Here is a 17,321-nt window from a genome sequence, read left to right as displayed (position 1 = left end):
TCCGGGCCGCGCGTCACGGGCGGAGCAACTCCCGTGCCAGCGTGGCCTTGTCGACCTTCCCGACGGCGGTGAGCGGGAGGCCGGACACCTGGACGACCTCGTCCGGCGCCTTGTACTCGGCGAGTCCGCGCTCCTTCAGATGGGCGGCCACCTCCCGCACGCCGGGAGCCTCGCCGTCGCAGACCACGAAGGCGACGGTCCGCTCACCCCTGTGCTCGTCCGGCACACCCACCAGTGCGGCCGCGGTGATCGCCGGATGTACGAGCAGCTGCTCCTCCACCTCGACCGCGGCGATCTTCTCGCCACCGCGGTTGATCTGGTCCTTGATCCGACCCACCACGACGAGGTGCCCTGACGGCAGCCGCCGCACCACGTCGCCGGTCCGGTAGTAGCCGTCCGGTGTGAACGCCGTGCGGTCGTGCTCCTCGGCGCGGTAGTAGCCACGCAGCGTGTACGGGCCCCGGGTGAGCAGTTCACCCGCCGACCCGTCCGGCACGGGCCCGCCGTCGGTGTCCACCACCAGGATCTCGTCGTCCGGCGAGACGGGACGGCCCTGGGTGGCGCAGACGAGGTCCTCGGGATCATCGAGCCGCGTGAGGTTGATCAACCCCTCCGCCATGCCGAAGACCTGCTGCACGGTCACTCCGAGTGCCGGGCCGAGCTTCCGGGCCTGCTCCTCCGGCAGCCGGGCCCCGCCCACCTGCACCACGGCGAGGCCGGCGAGGTCCCAGGAGCCGGAGGCGGCCTCGTCCATCCAGGGGGAGACGAGCGGGGGCGTGAGGGAGGTCAGGGTCACGCCCTCCCGCTCGACGAGGGCGAACGCCGTCTGCGGGCTGGGATCCGGGGCGACCACGACCGTACCGCCGGCCATGAGGGTGCCGAGTACGCCGGGGCAGGCGAAGGCGAAGTTGAAGCCGAGCGGCAGCACCGCCAGATAGACGGTCCGGTCGTCGAGTGCGCAGACCTCGGCGCACGCGCGGGCGTTGTACGCGTAGGCGTCGTGCGTGCGCGGGATGAGCTTGGGAAGGCCGGTGGTGCCGCCGGACAGCAGCAGGAGGGCGACGTCGCCGGGGTCCGCTCCGCCGTCGTCGTCGGCCGCGGTCGGCAGAGCGTCCGGCGAGGTGTGACCGGGCGACGAGGGAGGAGCCGCCCGCAGCGCCTCGAACGAGACGAATCCGTCCTCCTGGCCGGGATCGCCGACCACCACGACCGTCAGCGGCGAGCGGTTCGGCCCGCTCTCCGCCCGCACCGAGCGCATCAGGTCACGGTGGTCGAACCGCGCGTGCCGGTCGGGCACCACACAGGCCACCGCACCGGACACGCGCACCAGATGACCGATCTCCCGGCGCCGGTGGCCGGGCATGGCGTGCACCGGGACCGCTCCGAGGCGCTGCAGCCCGAACCAGACGAGCACGAACTCGGCACGGTTGGGGAGCTGGACCACGACGCGGTCGCCCTGCCCGACGCCGAGCCCGCGCAGTCCGTGGGCGACGCGGTCGGCCTCGGCGTCCAGGTCCGCGTATGTCCACCGGCGGTCTCCGTCGACCAGGGCGACACGGCTGCCGTGGTCCGCCGCCGCCCGCCGCAGGCGTGCGCCGAAGGTGACCCCCTGCCAGTGGCCGACGGCCCGGTAGCGCGCCGATTCCGCCTCGGGCCAGCGCTGTTCAGTCTCGGTCATGGGGCTCTGCCTTTCATCGCCGGGCCGCGGACTCTGGCGCCACGGTCCCTTGTGTGACTACGATGTGAAGTATAGAAATGAAAATCATTTCTATCTAGTGTGGCTTCGGTCCCTCGGACGGAGCCCCGCCGCGGACGCGGCCACCTCGCCCACCCCTCAGACCGGAAGGCCCCATCAGTGAGTGACGAAGCAGTCGTCCCAGCGCGAACAGCGAAAGGTGAGCGGTCCCTCCACGCGCCGGACGCCGTGCGTGAAGCGGTGGCACACGCGCTGGAGATGGCGCCGCACGAGCTGGACGACGACCGTGACCTCTTCGAACTCGGTCTCGACTCACTGATATTGATGTCCCTGGTCGGCACTTGGCGGCGCGCAGGCAGTACGGTCACCTTCCAGGAGCTGACCCGCACCCCGACCCTCGACGCATGGACGGCCCTGCTCGCGCACGAGCGTTCCGTCGAGGCACCGACGAGTCCCGCGCCGGCCGGTCCGGCCACCGCGCTCCAGGCGCCCACCGACGGGGAGCCGGCGGAGCCCTTCCCGCTGGCGACGATGCAGCACGCCTACTGGATCGGACGCCAGGACGGCCAGCCGCTCGGCGGCGTCGCCGCGCACTTCTACGTCGAACTCGACGGCCATGACGTCGACCCCGGCCGGCTCGACACCGCCCTGCGCGCCCTCGTGCTCCGCCACGGCATGCTGAGGGCAGTCTTCGACGGGGAGGGCCGGCAGCGCTTCGGCCCGCCGGGAACGCCCCTCACCGTCCACGACCTGCGTGACCGCGCTCCGAAGGACGCGGAGAACGAGCTGGAGCTGCTGCGCGAACGCAACACCCACGCCCGCCCCGACATCATCTCCGGCGACGTCTTCCGCGCGGCCCTGTGCCTGCTCCCCGACGGGCGGACGCGGCTGCAGATCGACCTGGACATGATGGCCGGCGACGCTCTGAGTCTGCGCGTCCTCCTGTCCGATCTGCGCCGCCTCTACGACTGTCCCGACGACCAGCCCCCCGCACTCGGCCTCGACTACCGCACGTACCTCGCGGAGCATGACGCCCGACGGAGGACGGAACGCGAGCGGCACGCGGCCTGGTGGCGCGAGCGCCTGCCGGAGCTGCCCCGTGCGCCGCGCCTGCCGACGACCGTCGACCCGCTGACCCCCGTCAGCGCCGACGACACCACGCTCACCCACTCGCGCCGCCTGCACCACTGGCTGGGCCCCGCCGACAAAGCGGCACTGATCGGCGCCGCACGACGGCACGGCATCACCCCCGCCGCTGCCCTTGCCACCGCCTTCGCCGAGGTCATCGCCGCCTGGAGCGACAGTCGCCGCTTCCTGCTCAACCTCCCCCTGTTCGACCGCGAGATGTTCACCCCGGATGTGGCCGGTCTGGTCGGGGACTTCAGCAGCTCGGTCCTGCTCGACACGGACATGAGCCAGTCCCTGCCGTTCTCCCGGCAAGCCCGCGGTCTTCAGGAACGCCTTCAGGAAGGCATCTCCCACGGCGCGTACGGCGGCGTCGAGGTCCTGCGCGACCTCGCCCGCGCCGAGGGAGCCCCGGTGCTGGCCCCGGTCGTCTACACCAGCGCCATCGGACTGGGCGAAATCTTCGAGCAGGACGTCCAGAAGTCCTTCGGCCGCCCCTCCTGGATCATCTCCCAGGGCCCCCAGGTCCACCTGGACGCCCAGGTCACCGAACTCGACGGCGGCCTCCTCCTCAACTGGGACGTGCGCGACGGCGTATTCGAGGCCCGGGTGCCCGACGCCGCGTTCGACGCGTACCGCGGCCTCATCACCCGTCTGATCACGGACCCCGACACCTGGGCCCGGCCGGTGGACGGCCTGCTGGCCCCCGACGTCCTGCCGGGGCGCGCGGTGGCGGCGCTGCCCCCCACGCCCGTGCCCGACCGCGCTCTGCACACCCGCTTCTTCCAGCTAGCCGAGACCGACCCGCGCCGCGTCGCGGTCGTCCGCACCGGTGGCGACACCCTCACCTACGGCGAACTCGCCGACTCCGCGCGGAGGATCGCCGCGCTGCTGCGCGGCCACGGCGTGCGTGAGGGCGACACCGTCGCGCTCACGCTGCCCAGGAGCGCGGACCAGATCACCGCCGTCCTCGGCATCCTGGCCGCGGGCGCCGCATACGCCCCCGTCGGCGTCGAGCAACCCGCCGTACGGCGCGGACGCATCCACTCCATGGCGGGCGCCTCCGCCGTGCTCACCGACCGGGAACACGCGCCGCTCTGCCAGACGGTCTCCGCGGCCCCGGTGCTGCTCCTGGAGGACGCCCGAACGCACGAACCCGCCCCAGTCGTCCGGCCGGACCCCGCCCTGCCCGCCTACGTGCTGTTCACATCCGGCTCCACCGGGCTGCCCAAGGGCGTCGAGGTGTCGCACCGCGCGGTCGTCAACACCGTCGAGGCGATGGAGGCGCAGCTCGGACTCGGCCCCGCGGACCGGGCCCTCGCGATCTCCGCGCTCGACTTCGACCTCGCCACCTGGGACATCTTCGCCCCGCTGTCGCTCGGCGGTCAGGTGGTGACCGTAGGACAGGAGCACCGCCGGGATGCCCACCACTGGGCCCACCTGGTGCGTACGCACGGGGTGACACTGGTGCAGTGCGTGCCCGCCCTGTTGGACCTGCTGTTGGCCGCAGGCGAGGACGAGGGTCTCGGCGACTGCCTGCGCATGGTCCTGCTCGGCGGGGACTGGGTCGGCCTCGACCAGCCCCGCAGACTGCGTGCCCTCGTGCCCGGCTGCCGTTTCGTGGCGCTCGGCGGCATGACGGAGGCCGCCGTCCACTCCACGGTGTTCGAGGTCGAGGAGACCGATCCCGCCTGGAAGTCCGTCCCCTACGGCGTTCCGCTGCGCAACATGCGGGCCCGGGTCGTGGACGGACGGGGGCGCGACTGCCCGGACCTCGTCCCCGGCGAGCTGTGGATCGGCGGACCCGGTGTGGCCAACGGCTACCGCGCGGACCCCGAACGCACCGCCGAACGTTTCGTCGAATACGACGGCGAACGCTGGTACCGCAGCGGCGACCTGGCCCGCTACCGGCCCGACGGCGTACTGGAATTCCTCGGCCGTGCCGATCACCAGGTGAAGATCGGCGGTCACCGGATCGAGCTCGGCGAGGTCGAGTCCGCCCTGGAGGACGACCCCGCCGTGCTGCACGCGGTCGCCTGTGTCCTCGACACTCCCGCACGGCACCTCGCAGCCGCCGTGTCAGCCGCCGGCGAGGCACCGGATCCCGACCGGGTACGCCTGCGGGCGGCGCAGCGTCTTCCCGCCTACATGGTCCCCGAGCGACTGCTCGTCCTGCGGAACCTGCCGCTGACCGCCAACGGAAAGCTGGACCGGGCGGCCGTGCGCCGGGCGCTGACCGAGGCGGCCGGGGACGACGGTCCCCGCGCCTCGGCCCCGGTCGGACCGGTGGAGACCGCGGTGGCGGCCGAGTGGGCCGAACTGCTCGACGTGCCCGAAGTGGGCCGGGAGAGCAGCTTCTTCCTGCTCGGCGGGGACTCGCTCGTCGCGACCCGGATGATCGGCCGGCTGCGTGCCGCCGGATTCTCCGGCGCGCGCGTGGCCGACCTCTTCGCCCACCCCGTGCTGCGGCACTTCTGCGGGACGCTGCGCCCCCGGGCGGCCACCGACGCACAGCCCGTACCCGCCACCGCGCCGGTCCTCGTGCCCGACCCGGACCGCGCCCACGAGCCCTTCCCACTCACGGACGTCCAGTCCGCCTACCACACCGGCCGCGACCCCCGTTTCACCCTCGGAGGCGTCGGCACCTGGCACTACACCGAGTTCGACGGCGCGGACGTCGACCTCGACCGACTGGAGCACGCCTGGAACACCCTGATCCGCCGGCACGGCATGCTCCGCGCGGTCGTGGAGGACGGACACCAGCGTGTCCTGCCCGATACACCGCCCTTCCGCATCCCGGTGGCGGACGTCCCGGACGGCGACGCGCCCGAGGCGCTGGCCGGCCTGCGCGCCCGTCTGTCCCAGCAGGTGCGCGACCCCGCCCGGTGGCCCCTCTTCGCGGTCGAGGCGGTGCGATACCACGACGGGGGCGCCGCCCGCACACGCATCGGCATCGGTCTGGACTACCTGGTCCTCGACGCCCTCTCCATCACCACGCTCTACGCCGAACTGAACGCGCTCCACGCCGACCCCGAGCATGAACTGCCGCCCGTCGACGTGTCGTTCCGCGACTACCTCACCGGACTCCCCACCGACCCGGAGTCGGCCGAGCCGGCCCGCGCCCACTGGCGCAAGCGGCTGTCCGAACTCCCGCCCCCGCCGGCCCTGCCTCTCGACCGGGACCCGGCGACCCTCGACGTGCCCGCCTTCACCCGGCGCCGGCTGAGCCTGCCCGCCGAGGACTGGCAGGCCGTCAAGCGAGAGGCGGCCCGGCACGGCCTCACCCCGTCCACCGTCCTGCTGGCCCTGTACGCGGAGGTCCTGGAGGCCTGGAGCGGGACGGACGCGCTGACCGTCACGCTCACCCTCTTCAACCGCCGCGACGTCCACCCCCACATCCACCGGGTTCTGGGTGACTTCACCTCCCTCTCGCCGGCGGGGCACCGGCGCGACGGAGCGTCCTGGCTGGCGGCGGCCGAGGCACTGCAACGCCGCCAGGCGGAGGACCTGGACCACCTGAACGTCCCGATCGACTGGCTGCTGAGGGAGTTCGGTCGCCGTACGGGCACCGTGGACGCTGCCGCGCCCGTGGTGTTCACCAGTGCCGTCGGAGTCGGTGACGCGACGCTGGCCGGACCCGGCTCAGGCTTCCCCGCGAAGGTCTGGGGCATCTCGCAGTCCCCGCAGGTGTGCTTGGACAACCAGGTCACCGAAGAGTCCGGGAACCTGGTCGTCACCTGGGACGCTGTGGAGGAACTCTTCCCCGAGGGCGTGCTGGACGCGATGTTCGGCGCCTACGAGAGGCTGCTGGGGTACGTCGTCGCCGGTGACTGGGACGCGCCGTTGCCCGACCTGCTGCCCGCTTCCCACATGGAACGGCGGGCCGCCGTCGCACGGGAGGCCGCCCTGGAGCCGGTGGCCCCGCGCCCGCTGCACGCGGCGTTCTTCGCCCACGCCGAGGCCGTGCCCGACCGGACCGCACTCGTCACGGCCGCGGGGGAGAAGGTGACGTACGGAGTCCTCGCCGACCAGGCGCTGCGCACAGCCGCCGCGCTCGGTGACGCCGGCGTGACTCCGGGCGAACTGGTCGCGGTGACCCTGCCCAAGGGGCCGGAGCAGGTCGCCGCGGTCCTCGGTGTCCTCGCGGCCGGCGCCGCCTACGTACCGCTGAGCCTCGAACAGCCCGCCGCACGGCTGGAGAGGGTGCACGCCACCGCAGCCTTCCAGGTCGTCGTTGGCCACTGGCCCGCTCCGGGGGGAACGGCTCCCCGCGCTCTGTCCGTAACGGACACACAGGCCCTCGATCCGCTGCCCGCACCGTCGGAAACGTCTACCGAAGCACTCGCCTACGTCATCTTCACCTCGGGTTCCACCGGTGAGCCGAAGGGGGTGGAGATCACCCACGCGGCCGCCTGGAACACGATCGCGGACATCAACGCCCGGCACGGCATCGGCGACGACGACCGGGTCTTCGCCCTGTCGTCGCTGGACTTCGACCTGTCCGTGTACGACATCTTCGGGATGCTCGGCGCGGGCGGCTCCCTCCTCCTTCCCACCGAGGACCAGCGTCGGGAACCGGCCCGCTGGCCGAGCCTGCTGGACCGTCACGGGGTGACCGTCTGGAACACCGTCCCGGCCCTCCTCGACCTGCTCCTCGACGCCGACGAGCAGGAGGCGCCGGAAGGCGGGCGCATCGCGGGGCTGCGGACCGCACTGGTCTCCGGCGACTGGATCGGGCTCGACCTGCCCGGCCGCCTGCGGGCACGCACCGCGCGCCCCTGCGCCTTCGTCGCGATGGGCGGCGCGACCGAGGCCGCCATCTGGTCCAACACGCTCACCGTCGAGGAGCCGGACCCCGGGTGGGTCTCCATCCCCTACGGCCGCCCCCTGACCGGGCAGCACTACCGCGTGGTCGACCGGGACGGACGGGACTGCCCCGACTGGACGCCCGGCGAACTGTGGATCGGCGGTGCGGGACTGGCCCGCGGCTACCTGGCCGACCCCGTCCGCACCGCCGAGAAGTTCGTCCGACGGGACGGGCAGCGCTGGTATCGGACCGGTGACCTGGGCCGGTTCCGGGGAGACGGCCTGCTGGAATTCATGGGCCGCCTCGACAGCCAGTTGAAGATCGCCGGCCACCGCGTCGAGGCCGGTGAGATCGAGGCCGCGCTGGAGTCTCACCCGGCCGTCGCCCGAGCCGCGGTCGTGGCGGTAGGGGAGCGTACCGCGAAGCGCCTGGCCGCCTTCGTCGTACCGCACGAGCGGACATCCACGGAGTCCGTCGGCCCGACAGTGCGGGATACCGAAGACCTCACCCGGAGCCTCTTCGCCCTGCTGGCCGAGCGCGTGCCCGTCTACGCGGTTCCCGCCCGTATCCAGACGCTGCCGTCCCTGCCGCTCACCGCGAACGGCAAGGTCGACCGGGGCGCCCTGGCCGCTCTGACGGGACCGGAAACGGTGTCCGCCGTGGCCGAACCACCGCACGGGGAGACCGAGACGGCCCTTGCCGGTCTGTGGAGCGAGCACCTGCCGCACTGGACGCCCGACCGTAACGCCAACTTCTTCACCGCGGGCGGCGACAGCCTCACCGCCCTGCGCCTGCTCACCGCGATGGAGCGCCGCCTCGGGGCCACCGTGCCCGCCCGGCGCTTCTTCGCCGCACCGACCATCGCCGCGCTCGCCGCGGACATCACCCGAACGCCGGCGGCCCACGGGACCGCCTACGAGACCGGAGAGCTGTGAACATCGCTGAACTGCTGGCCCGTTACGCCGACGAAGGCGTGGTGCTGTGGGCCCAGGACGGACAACTGCGCTTCCGCGCCCCGCAGGGCCGCCTCACCGAGGACCACCGAGCCGAACTGCGGACCCACAAGGAAGCCGTCCTGCGCCACCTGGAGGCGGAGGAACCGACGCTGCGGGCCGACCCGGACAACTGCCACGCGCCCTTCCCGCTGACGGACGTCCAGGCCGCCTACCTGATCGGCCGCACCGGCGCCTACGCCTACGGCGGCGTCGGCTGCCACGCCTACGTCGAACTCGAATATCCCGACCTGGACGTGGACCGTGTCACCGCGTCGTGGCGGGAGCTGGTCCGGCGGCATGACATGCTCCGCGCCGTCATCCACAACGACGGCTACCAGCAGGTCCTGGCCGACGTACCCTCCCTCGTCGTCGAAGCCGACGACCTGACCACCCTGGCACCGGACGCCGCCGAGGCGCAGGTGGCACACACCCGGGCGCGGCTGTCCGCCCGCGAGGCACCCACCGACCGGTGGCCGCTCTTCGAGGCGCACGTGAGCCGGACCGCGGAGCGGGCCGTGCTCCACCTCTCCTTCGACATGCTGGTCGTCGACCACGCCAGCCTGCGCATCCTGCTCGCGGAGTTCCAGCGGAGCTACGGCGGTGAACCCCTCTCCGAGGCACCCCGGATCGCCTTCCGCGACTACGTCCTGGCCCGCCGCGCCCTCGCCGACTCCGGCGCGCTCACCCGCGACCGCGCCTACTGGACCGAACGGCTCGACACCCTGCCGCCCGCGCCCGAGCTGCCCCTTGCCGAAGCCTGGGAGGCGGCCGTCGGCGACCCGGGGGAGACGGCCCGAACACCGGCTTCCGCAGACTCCGTCACCTTCCGCAGGCTGGAGGTCCTGTTGCCCGCGGCCGACCGGGACCGTCTCACCGAGAGGGCCGCGCGGCGCGGGCTGACCCTCTCCACCGCGCTGCTCACCGCGTACGCCGAGACGGTCGCCCGCTGGTCGCGTACCAGCCGCTTCATGCTCAACGTGCCCACGGTGGACCGCCCCGAACTGCACGAGGACATCGGCCGCCTGGTCGGAGACTTCACGTCGCTGGAACTGCTCGCCGTGGACCTGGACCAGCCCGCCGCCTTCGCGGAGCGGACGCGTTCCGTCGGAGCGCAGCTCCTGGACGACCTCGCGCATCCCCTGTTCACCGGTTCCGATGTGCTTGCCGAGCTGTCCCGCAGGGCCGGCGCCCCGGTGCTGATGCCGGTCGTCTTCACCAGCGCACTGGGCACCGGCGCCACCTCCGAGGGCGTGCCTCCCGAGGTGACGTACGCCCTGACCCGGACCCCGCAGGTGTGGCTCGACTGCCAGGTCATGCACCGCGGCGACACGCTGAGCCTGTCCTGGGACATCCGCGAGGGCGCGCTCGCCCACGGGGTGGCCGACGCCATGTTCGAGGCGTACACGGCACTCGTACGGGCCCTGTCGGCCGAGGGCGAAGCCGGCGATGCCGCGTGGGACGCACCGGCACGTATCCCGCTTCCCGAGGTACAGGCGGTGCGCCGCGATGCGGTCAACGCGACCGGGGGGCCTCTGCCGGACGCCCTCCTGCACGAACCCGTACTCGCCCAGGCCCGGGCCACACCGCAGGCCATCGCGGTCCGTACTCCCGAACGGGCCCTCACCTACCGGGAGCTCGTGGCCCGGGCGAGCGTTCTCGCCGAGGCGCTGACCGAGTCCGGACTGCGCCCCCGGGAGCCCGTGGCGATCTGGGCGGACAAGGGCTGGGAGCAGGTCGTCGCCGTCTTCGGCACGCTCATGGCGGGCGGTGCCTATCTGCCCGTCGACACGGCCCAGCCACCGGCCCGCCGGGACACGATCATCGCTGACTCGGGCGTCCGCACGGTCCTCACCCAGTCCTGGCTGGCCGAGATCGACGACCTCCCGGCGGACGTCACGGCACTCGCCGTCGACCTGCTCCCCGAGGACGCCGTGGCCACGCCCGGTGAGACCGCGGCTCGGCGCGACCCGGACGACCTCGCGTACATCATCTACACCTCGGGCTCCACCGGGACGCCCAAGGGCGTGATGATCAGCCACCGAGCCGCCCTCAACACCGTCGAAGACATCAACCGCCGCTTCACCGTCACCGGGCGCGACCGGGTCCTCGGTATCGCGGGGCTCGGCTTCGACCTCTCCGTCTACGACCTGTTCGGACCGCTTGCCGTCGGTGCCACCCTCGTCCTGCCCCACGCCGACCGGCGCGGCGACCCCTCCCACTGGGCCGAGCTGGTCCGCGACTTCGGCGTCACGGTGTGGAACTCCGTCCCCGGCCAGCTCCACATGCTGTGCGACTGGCTTCGCTCCGTGCCCCCCACGGACGACGCCTCGCTGCGTCTCGCCCTGATATCCGGCGACTGGATACCGGTCGCCCTGCCGGACCAGGCTCGCGAACTCCTTCCCGGGTTGGAGGTCATCTCCCTCGGCGGAGCGACCGAGGGATCGATCTGGTCCATCGTCCATCCCATCGACAAGGTCGACACCGCACGCCCGAGCGTCCCGTACGGCACCCCGCTGACCAATCAGACGTTCGCCGTGCTCGACCGGCACCTGCGTCCACGGCCCGAATGGGTGCCGGGCGAGCTGTACATCGGGGGTGCCGGTGTCGCCCTGGGCTACTTCGGTGACGAGGGCCGCACCGCGGAGCGGTTCCTCACCGACCCCGCCACCGGGGAGCGGCTCTACCGCACCGGTGATCTCGGGCGGTACCTCCCCGACGGCACCATCGAGTTCCTCGGCCGGGAGGATGCCCAGGTCAAGATTCGCGGCTACCGGGTCGAACTGGCCGAGGTCGAGGCCGCCGTGCAGGCCCACGCCCGGGTCGCGGCGGGCGCCGTCATCGTCGACGACTCGGCGGCCGGAGGCCGACGCCTTGCCGCATACGTGGAGACGGCCCGCAAGGACGGCACGGCGGACGTGGACCGTGCCGGAACCCCCGCGACGCGGACACAGGCGCGCGCGGCCGCGGCCGACGCCGTGCGGGAAGCCGCCGCGGCCGTCGACGCCGCGCGGCTGAAGGAGTTCCTGGCCGCCCTCGACGACGTGGCCCTCGCGGAGATGACGCGTGTCCTCGACGCCTCCGGGGTGTTCGCGGACGGCACGCCGCGTACGGCCGAGGAGGTGGGCACGGCCCTGCGTGCCACGCCCCGCCACCGGCACATCGTGCGGCGATGGCTGCGCGCTCTGGCAGCACGCGACCGCCTCTTGCACCGCGGCTCCGACGACACCTACACCGGTCTCGTCGCCGTCCCGGAGAGCCGAGCGGAACGTGGCCGGCGGCGGGCCGCGGAGCTGGAACACGAGGTCGGCTGGAGCACGGAACTGCTCACCGTCATGCGCACCTGCGCCGAGCGGCTGCCCGAGCTGGTCTCCGGGGAGACGGGCATCCGGGAGCTCCTCTTCCCCGGCGCGGCGACCGAGGCCGCGGATGCCGCCTACCGGGACAACCTCGCCATCCGGCACCTCAACCGCGCGGTGGTCGCCGCGCTGCGCGAGATCGCCGCCTGCCACACGGGTGAGGAGCGCTTGCGCATTCTGGAGGTGGGCGGCGGCGTCGGCGGCACCACGGGCGAACTGGTGCCCGCTCTCGCCGAGTACGGCGTCGACTACCTGTTCACAGACGCCTCCGCGTTCTTCCTGAACGAGGCCCGCGAGCGCTTCGCCGATCACGCCTGGGTCCGCTACCAGCGCTTCGACGTCGACGAGGACCCGCGCGCCCAGCACCTGTCGCCCAACACCTTCGACGTGGTGCTCTGCGCCAACACCCTGCACGCCGCAGCCGACGCGGACGCGGCCGTGGGCCGGCTGCGGGAACTGCTGGTCCCGGGCGGACAGCTCGTGTTCGTGGAGAACACCCGCGACGAGAACCTGCCGCTGCTGGTCTCCATGGAGTTCCTCGAGGTCGCGGGACGGACGTGGACCGACGTGCGCGAACACACAGGGCAGTCCTTCCTCACCCACGCGCAGTGGTGTGAACTCCTCGACGCGCACGGCGCGTCCGAGGTCACCTCGTTGCCCGCCGCCCGGGAGGCGCTGGCCCTGACCGGCCAGGAGGTGTTCTTCGCCACGCTGAAGGACGACCGCCACCACGTCCCGGTCGGTGAACTGGCCCGCACGGCGGCGACCCGGCTCCCGGAGTACATGCTCCCCTCGGTGTGGCAGGTCGTCGACTCCCTGCCCCGCACGGCCAACGGCAAGACCGACCGAGGGTGCCTGCGGAGCTGGCTGCCCCGCGAGAGCGGCCCGCCCGTCGTGGACGAGAAGCCCATGGACGACCTGGAGAACGGCCTCGCCGAGCTGTGGTCGGAACTCCTCGCGGTCGGGAGTGTCACCCGCAACGACGACTTCTTCGATCTCGGCGGCGACTCGCTCCTCGTCGCTCGCATGGTGGGGCTGCTGCGTGAACGCGTACCGGAGGCAGCCGACCTTGAGTGGGAGGTCGTGCTGCGCCACATGCTGCGCCGCCCGACGGTCGCCGGGCTCGCCGCGTTCCTGCGGGGGCTCGCGGGCACCGGGGACGCGCCGGCCGCCGGTGCCGTGCGCACGGACCCGGTGATCCACCTGCACGGCGCTCGCTCCGGGGACGAGCCGACCACCGTTCTGGTGCACGCCGGAACCGCGACGATCATGCCGTACCGAGCGCTGATCACCGAGATCCGGCGCCGCTCACCGGGGACCGCCGCGGTCGTGGGCGTGGAGGTCCCGGACCTGAACGGCTTCCTCGCCGCCCCGCCGCAGGGGCTCATCGAGCGGATGGCGGCCGACTACGCCCGCGCCCTGACGGCCGACGGCCGCAGCCGTTTCCACGTCGTCGGCTACTGCCTGGGCGGCCTGATCGCCACCGAGGTGGCCCGCAACCTCGCCGAGGCCGGGGCGGAGGTGGAGAGCCTCACCGTCATCAGCAGCCACAGCCCCCGTTTCCGCCTGGACGACGAACTGCTCGCCGAGTACTCATTCGCCGTCATGATGGGCATCGACCCGGCCGACCTCGGCTTCCCGGACGACCAGTACCGGGTGGCCGCGGCGGCCGACGCGGTCCTGGCCACCAGCCCCGGCGTCCTGCCGGACGGCGGCCTTGCCGCGCTGCCCGAGGAGTTCGCGGACGTCGCGGGCCGCTTCCGGGAGCTGACCGGCGTCCCCCGCGCCACTCGCATCGCGCGGATGTGCGAGGCGGTGCCCGCTTCGGCCGGCACCTACGAACCCGACCACATGACACGGCTCTTCCTCGCCTTCCGGCAGAGCGTCTTCGCCATCACCCGCTACGACGCCGAGCCGTACGCCGGTGACATCACCTTCCTGCGCCACGACGGCGCGTACCCCTTCCCGGGCAGCAAGGACGCCGTCACCACCTACTGGGAGGAACTCACCCTGGGCGACCTGGACATCGTCGACATCGGCGGCGACCACTACAGCTGCCTGTCCGTCGAGCACGCGCCCGGCATCCTCAAGACCCTTGCCGAGCTGACCCAGGGGGCGATCACCCGATGACCAAGCCAGTGATCGGGGTCCTGGGCGCCTCCGGCGCGGTCGGGCGGGCCGCCGTACACGAACTGCACGCCCTCGGCCACAGCGGCCTGCGGCTGGGCGGTCGGACCGCGTCGGCCCTGTGCGAGGTCGCCGAGAACGACCCCGGCGGCCACGACGAGACGGTCTGGGCCGACGCCACCGCACCGGATGGTCTGCGTGCCTTCACCGAGGGCTGCGACATCGTCCTCAACTGCGTCGGCCCCACCTACCGGCTCCGTGCCACCGTGGCGTTCGCGGCACTGGACGCCGGTGCGCACTGCGTCGACGTGGCCGGCGACGACCCGGCAGCCGAAGACCTTCTCAAAGGCGGCGAGCCGGCCCGCGACACTCGCACGGTCGTCCTGTCCGCGGGCGCACTGCCCGGTCTGTCCAGCCTCCTGCCTCGCTGGCTGGCCCGACAGGGCCTGGACAGCGTCGCCGCGTTGACCGCCTACTGCGGGGGGCTGGAGCCCTGTTCGCCCACGGTGGCGCACGACTTGATGCTCTCCCTCAGCTCGGGCGGCGCGGACGGCGCGGCCTACGGCGAGGCCTTGGCGGCCGTCCGCGGCGGCCGCCGCGCGCCACGAGCCCTGCGCGCCGACGAGGACACCGTGCACCAGGCGTTCCCCGGCCGGGTCGCCGTGCAGCCCTACCTCAGCGGCGAGAGCGAACGCCTCGCCTCCGTCCTGGGCCTCGACCGGCTCGACTGGTACAACGTCCACCCGGGTCCCGCCGTACGCGCCCTGCTCAACCTCCTGCCCGGCCGCCTCGCGGCCGGAGAGGAGCAGGGCCGCCTGGCGGAGCGGCTGATCCTCGCCGCCGACCTCGACCTGGCCGGGCGCAAGCCCTACTACGCCATGGACTTCGCGCTGTCGGGCACCGCTTCGGGGGCACCCGCGACCGCCGGACTGACCCTGCGCACGGCCAGCAGCTACCGGCTCACCGCCGCCGTGGGAGCCCTGGCAGCGGACGCGGTACTGCGGAGTGAGGTCCCGGCGGGCGTCCACTTCGCCTGCGACGTGCTGGACCCCGAAACCGTGGTACGGCACCTGCGCTCCCACGGCGTCGCCGACCTCCGGCTCACAGGGACGGCTGCCGGACCCGAGCGGGACGAGGAGGGGATCCTGTGAACGCCCCGGCGCCCCTGCGTGTGCTGGTCTGCGGCACCAACTTCGGCCGCTTCTACGCCGAAGCCGTACGCCGACGCCCCGGGTACACCCTGGCCGGCATCCTGAGCCGGGGATCGCAAGCCTCCAGGGAGTACGCGGCGAGCCTGGGCGTCCCCTTCCATGCCGACGTCGACGACCTCCCCGGTGACATCGACGCCGCCTGTGTGGCGGTGAGTTCCTCCATCTCGGGCGGCCAGGGAACCGACCTGGCCCGGGCGCTGATGGACCGGGGCATCCACGTGCTCCAGGAACACCCCGTGCACCTGACCGAGCTGACGGACAACCTCAGGCACGCGCGCCGCCGGGGCGTGCGGTACCGCCTCAACACCCATTACCCGGACGTCGCCCCGGTTCGCGCCTTCATCGAGGCGGCCCGTCGGCTCGTCGCCCAGCAGCGACCGCTCTTCGTGGACGCCGCCACCCCCATCCACCTCATGCACCCGCTGGTGGACATCCTCGGGCAGGCCATGGGCGCCCTGCGGCCCTGGGGCTTCGCGGATCCGGCACCGCTGCCCGCCGGCATCGGGCCGCAGCCGTTCCGCTCCCTGCACGGCGTGTTCGCCGGGGTCCCCCTCACCCTGCGGGTCCACCACCAGCTCGATCCCTCCGACCGGGACAACCACGCGTTCCACTGGCACCGGATCTCGCTCGGGACCGAGGGCGGAGTGCTCACCCTCGCGGACACCCACGGCCCCGTGCTGTGGAGCCCCCGGCTGCACATCGGGCGGGACACCGACCGGCGCTTCGTCCTGGACGGTCCTGGCACCGGCAGCCTGGGACTCGGGAGCACGGCGGTGGTCGGAAGCACGGGCTCCTTCCGCACCGTCTTCTCCGACCTGTGGCCGGAAGCCATCGGCAGTGCCCTCGACGGGCTCCGCGACGCCGTGGCGCGGGGCGGCGACGCTCTGCGCGCGGGCCAGTACGAGCTGGCCGTGTGCCGCATCTGGACCGACCTCGCGGCCCGACTGGGACCGCCCGAGATCGTCCGGCCGGCCACGCCGCGCCCCCTGGCGGTGAGCGACGTCTTCCCCACGCAGGCGCGGTTCCGCGACACCGCCGATCCCCGTCCCGCCCCGGCCCCGCCTCTCGGCGCGTGGACCGGGGCGGGTCCCGGCTCCGCCGGAGTGCCGGTTGGCCCCGCAGCGGAAACGCCATCGGCCCGACCGCCGGACACCGCGTACTCCCCGTCGGCCGAGTTCTTCGACCTCGTCGCCACCGGACACACCGCGACCGCGAGCGCCCCGGCCGTGGCCGCCCTCCTGGCCGACGCCGACCTCGGCACCGGGCCTGTGGTGGACATCGGCGCCGGCACCGGTCTCCTGACCGATGCCGTCGCCCGGGCCCGGCCGGACGCGGAGATCATCGCCTGCGAACCGTCGGTCGGCATGCGCGCCGTGCTCACCAGCAGGGTGTTCAGCGACGAGGACCTGCGGACCAGGGTGACCGTCACCGCGGACGCCGCTCCCGATCTCGATCTCCCCGAGCGGATCAGCGTCGTCCTGCTCTGCGGAGTCCTCGGCCACCTCGACGCCGAGGAACGGGCCAAGCTGTGGCGGCGGGTGACCCGGCGGCTGGCCCCCGGCGGGCTCGTGATCGTCGAACTCATGCAGTTCGAGGAGCCGATGACCCTTCCCGAGACCCGGCTCGCCACCGCGACCGCCGGGCGCCACCGCTACGAATGGTTGTTCAAAGGCGCACCGGACGAGGCGGAGAACGGCACCATGCGCCTGCACTCCACCTGGCGGGTCTACCGGGACGGGGCCCCGCACGCGGAACGCGAAGTACACGACGCCTACCGCTGGGAGCCCTTCGGGCTGAAGGACGTCGTCGCCGAGTCCGGCATGACCGCACGCATCCTGCCCACCCGACCCGGAGCGCCCCCGCTGGCCGTGCTCACCCTGACACCGGACACGTCCGCCCCGACCGCCGGACCGCACGTGCCGCGCGGTCCCAGCACACCGGGCGTCCCGGCACCCCCCGGCAGCCCGCTCCTCTCCTCCTTCCCCACCGACGACTAGGACCCTC

5 protein-coding genes are annotated in these 17,321 nt (G+C 73.0%); 4 read left to right on the top strand and 1 reads right to left on the bottom strand.

Going from position 1 to position 17,321, the window contains the following annotated elements; translation table 11 throughout:
- Positions 1-13: 13 nt before the first annotated feature.
- Positions 14-1,678, bottom strand: coding sequence for a (2,3-dihydroxybenzoyl)adenylate synthase (locus SACTE_RS03580; protein ID WP_014044665.1), 1,665 nt, complete (start codon positions 1,676-1,678; stop codon positions 14-16).
- 276 nt (positions 1,679-1,954) lie between these two features.
- Here SACTE_RS03580 and SACTE_RS03575 point away from each other — a divergent pair, with 276 nt between their 5' ends.
- From SACTE_RS03575 to SACTE_RS03560, 4 genes are read left to right on the top strand one after another with little or no spacing between them, the layout of a single operon-like run.
- Positions 1,955-8,563 (top strand): non-ribosomal peptide synthetase, encoded by a 6,609-nt coding sequence (locus SACTE_RS03575; RefSeq protein ID WP_232793490.1) that lies wholly within the window; start codon positions 1,955-1,957, stop codon positions 8,561-8,563.
- Positions 8,560-14,109: a non-ribosomal peptide synthetase gene (locus tag SACTE_RS03570; protein WP_014044663.1), complete on the top strand. Its 5,550-nt coding sequence runs from the start codon at positions 8,560-8,562 to the stop codon at positions 14,107-14,109. The genes SACTE_RS03575 and SACTE_RS03570 overlap by 4 nt, the downstream gene beginning before the upstream one ends.
- Positions 14,106-15,257 carry a saccharopine dehydrogenase NADP-binding domain-containing protein gene (locus tag SACTE_RS03565; protein WP_014044662.1) on the top strand — a complete coding sequence of 384 codons (1,152 nt, stop codon included), beginning with the start codon at positions 14,106-14,108 and terminating at the stop codon, positions 15,255-15,257. Before SACTE_RS03570 ends, SACTE_RS03565 begins: the two co-directional genes overlap by 4 nt.
- Positions 15,254-17,314, top strand: a complete 2,061-nt coding sequence (locus tag SACTE_RS03560) for a Gfo/Idh/MocA family oxidoreductase (RefSeq protein WP_014044661.1) — start codon at positions 15,254-15,256, stop codon at positions 17,312-17,314. The genes SACTE_RS03565 and SACTE_RS03560 overlap by 4 nt, the downstream gene beginning before the upstream one ends.
- Positions 17,315-17,321: the final 7 nt, after the last annotated feature.

It is taken from the genome of Streptomyces sp. SirexAA-E (assembly GCF_000177195.2).
Taxonomy (GTDB): Bacteria; Actinomycetota; Actinomycetes; order Streptomycetales; family Streptomycetaceae; genus Streptomyces; species Streptomyces flavovirens.
The sequence above is the reverse complement of the archived record's forward strand: the minus strand, read 5'-3'. Positions and strand labels throughout refer to the sequence as shown.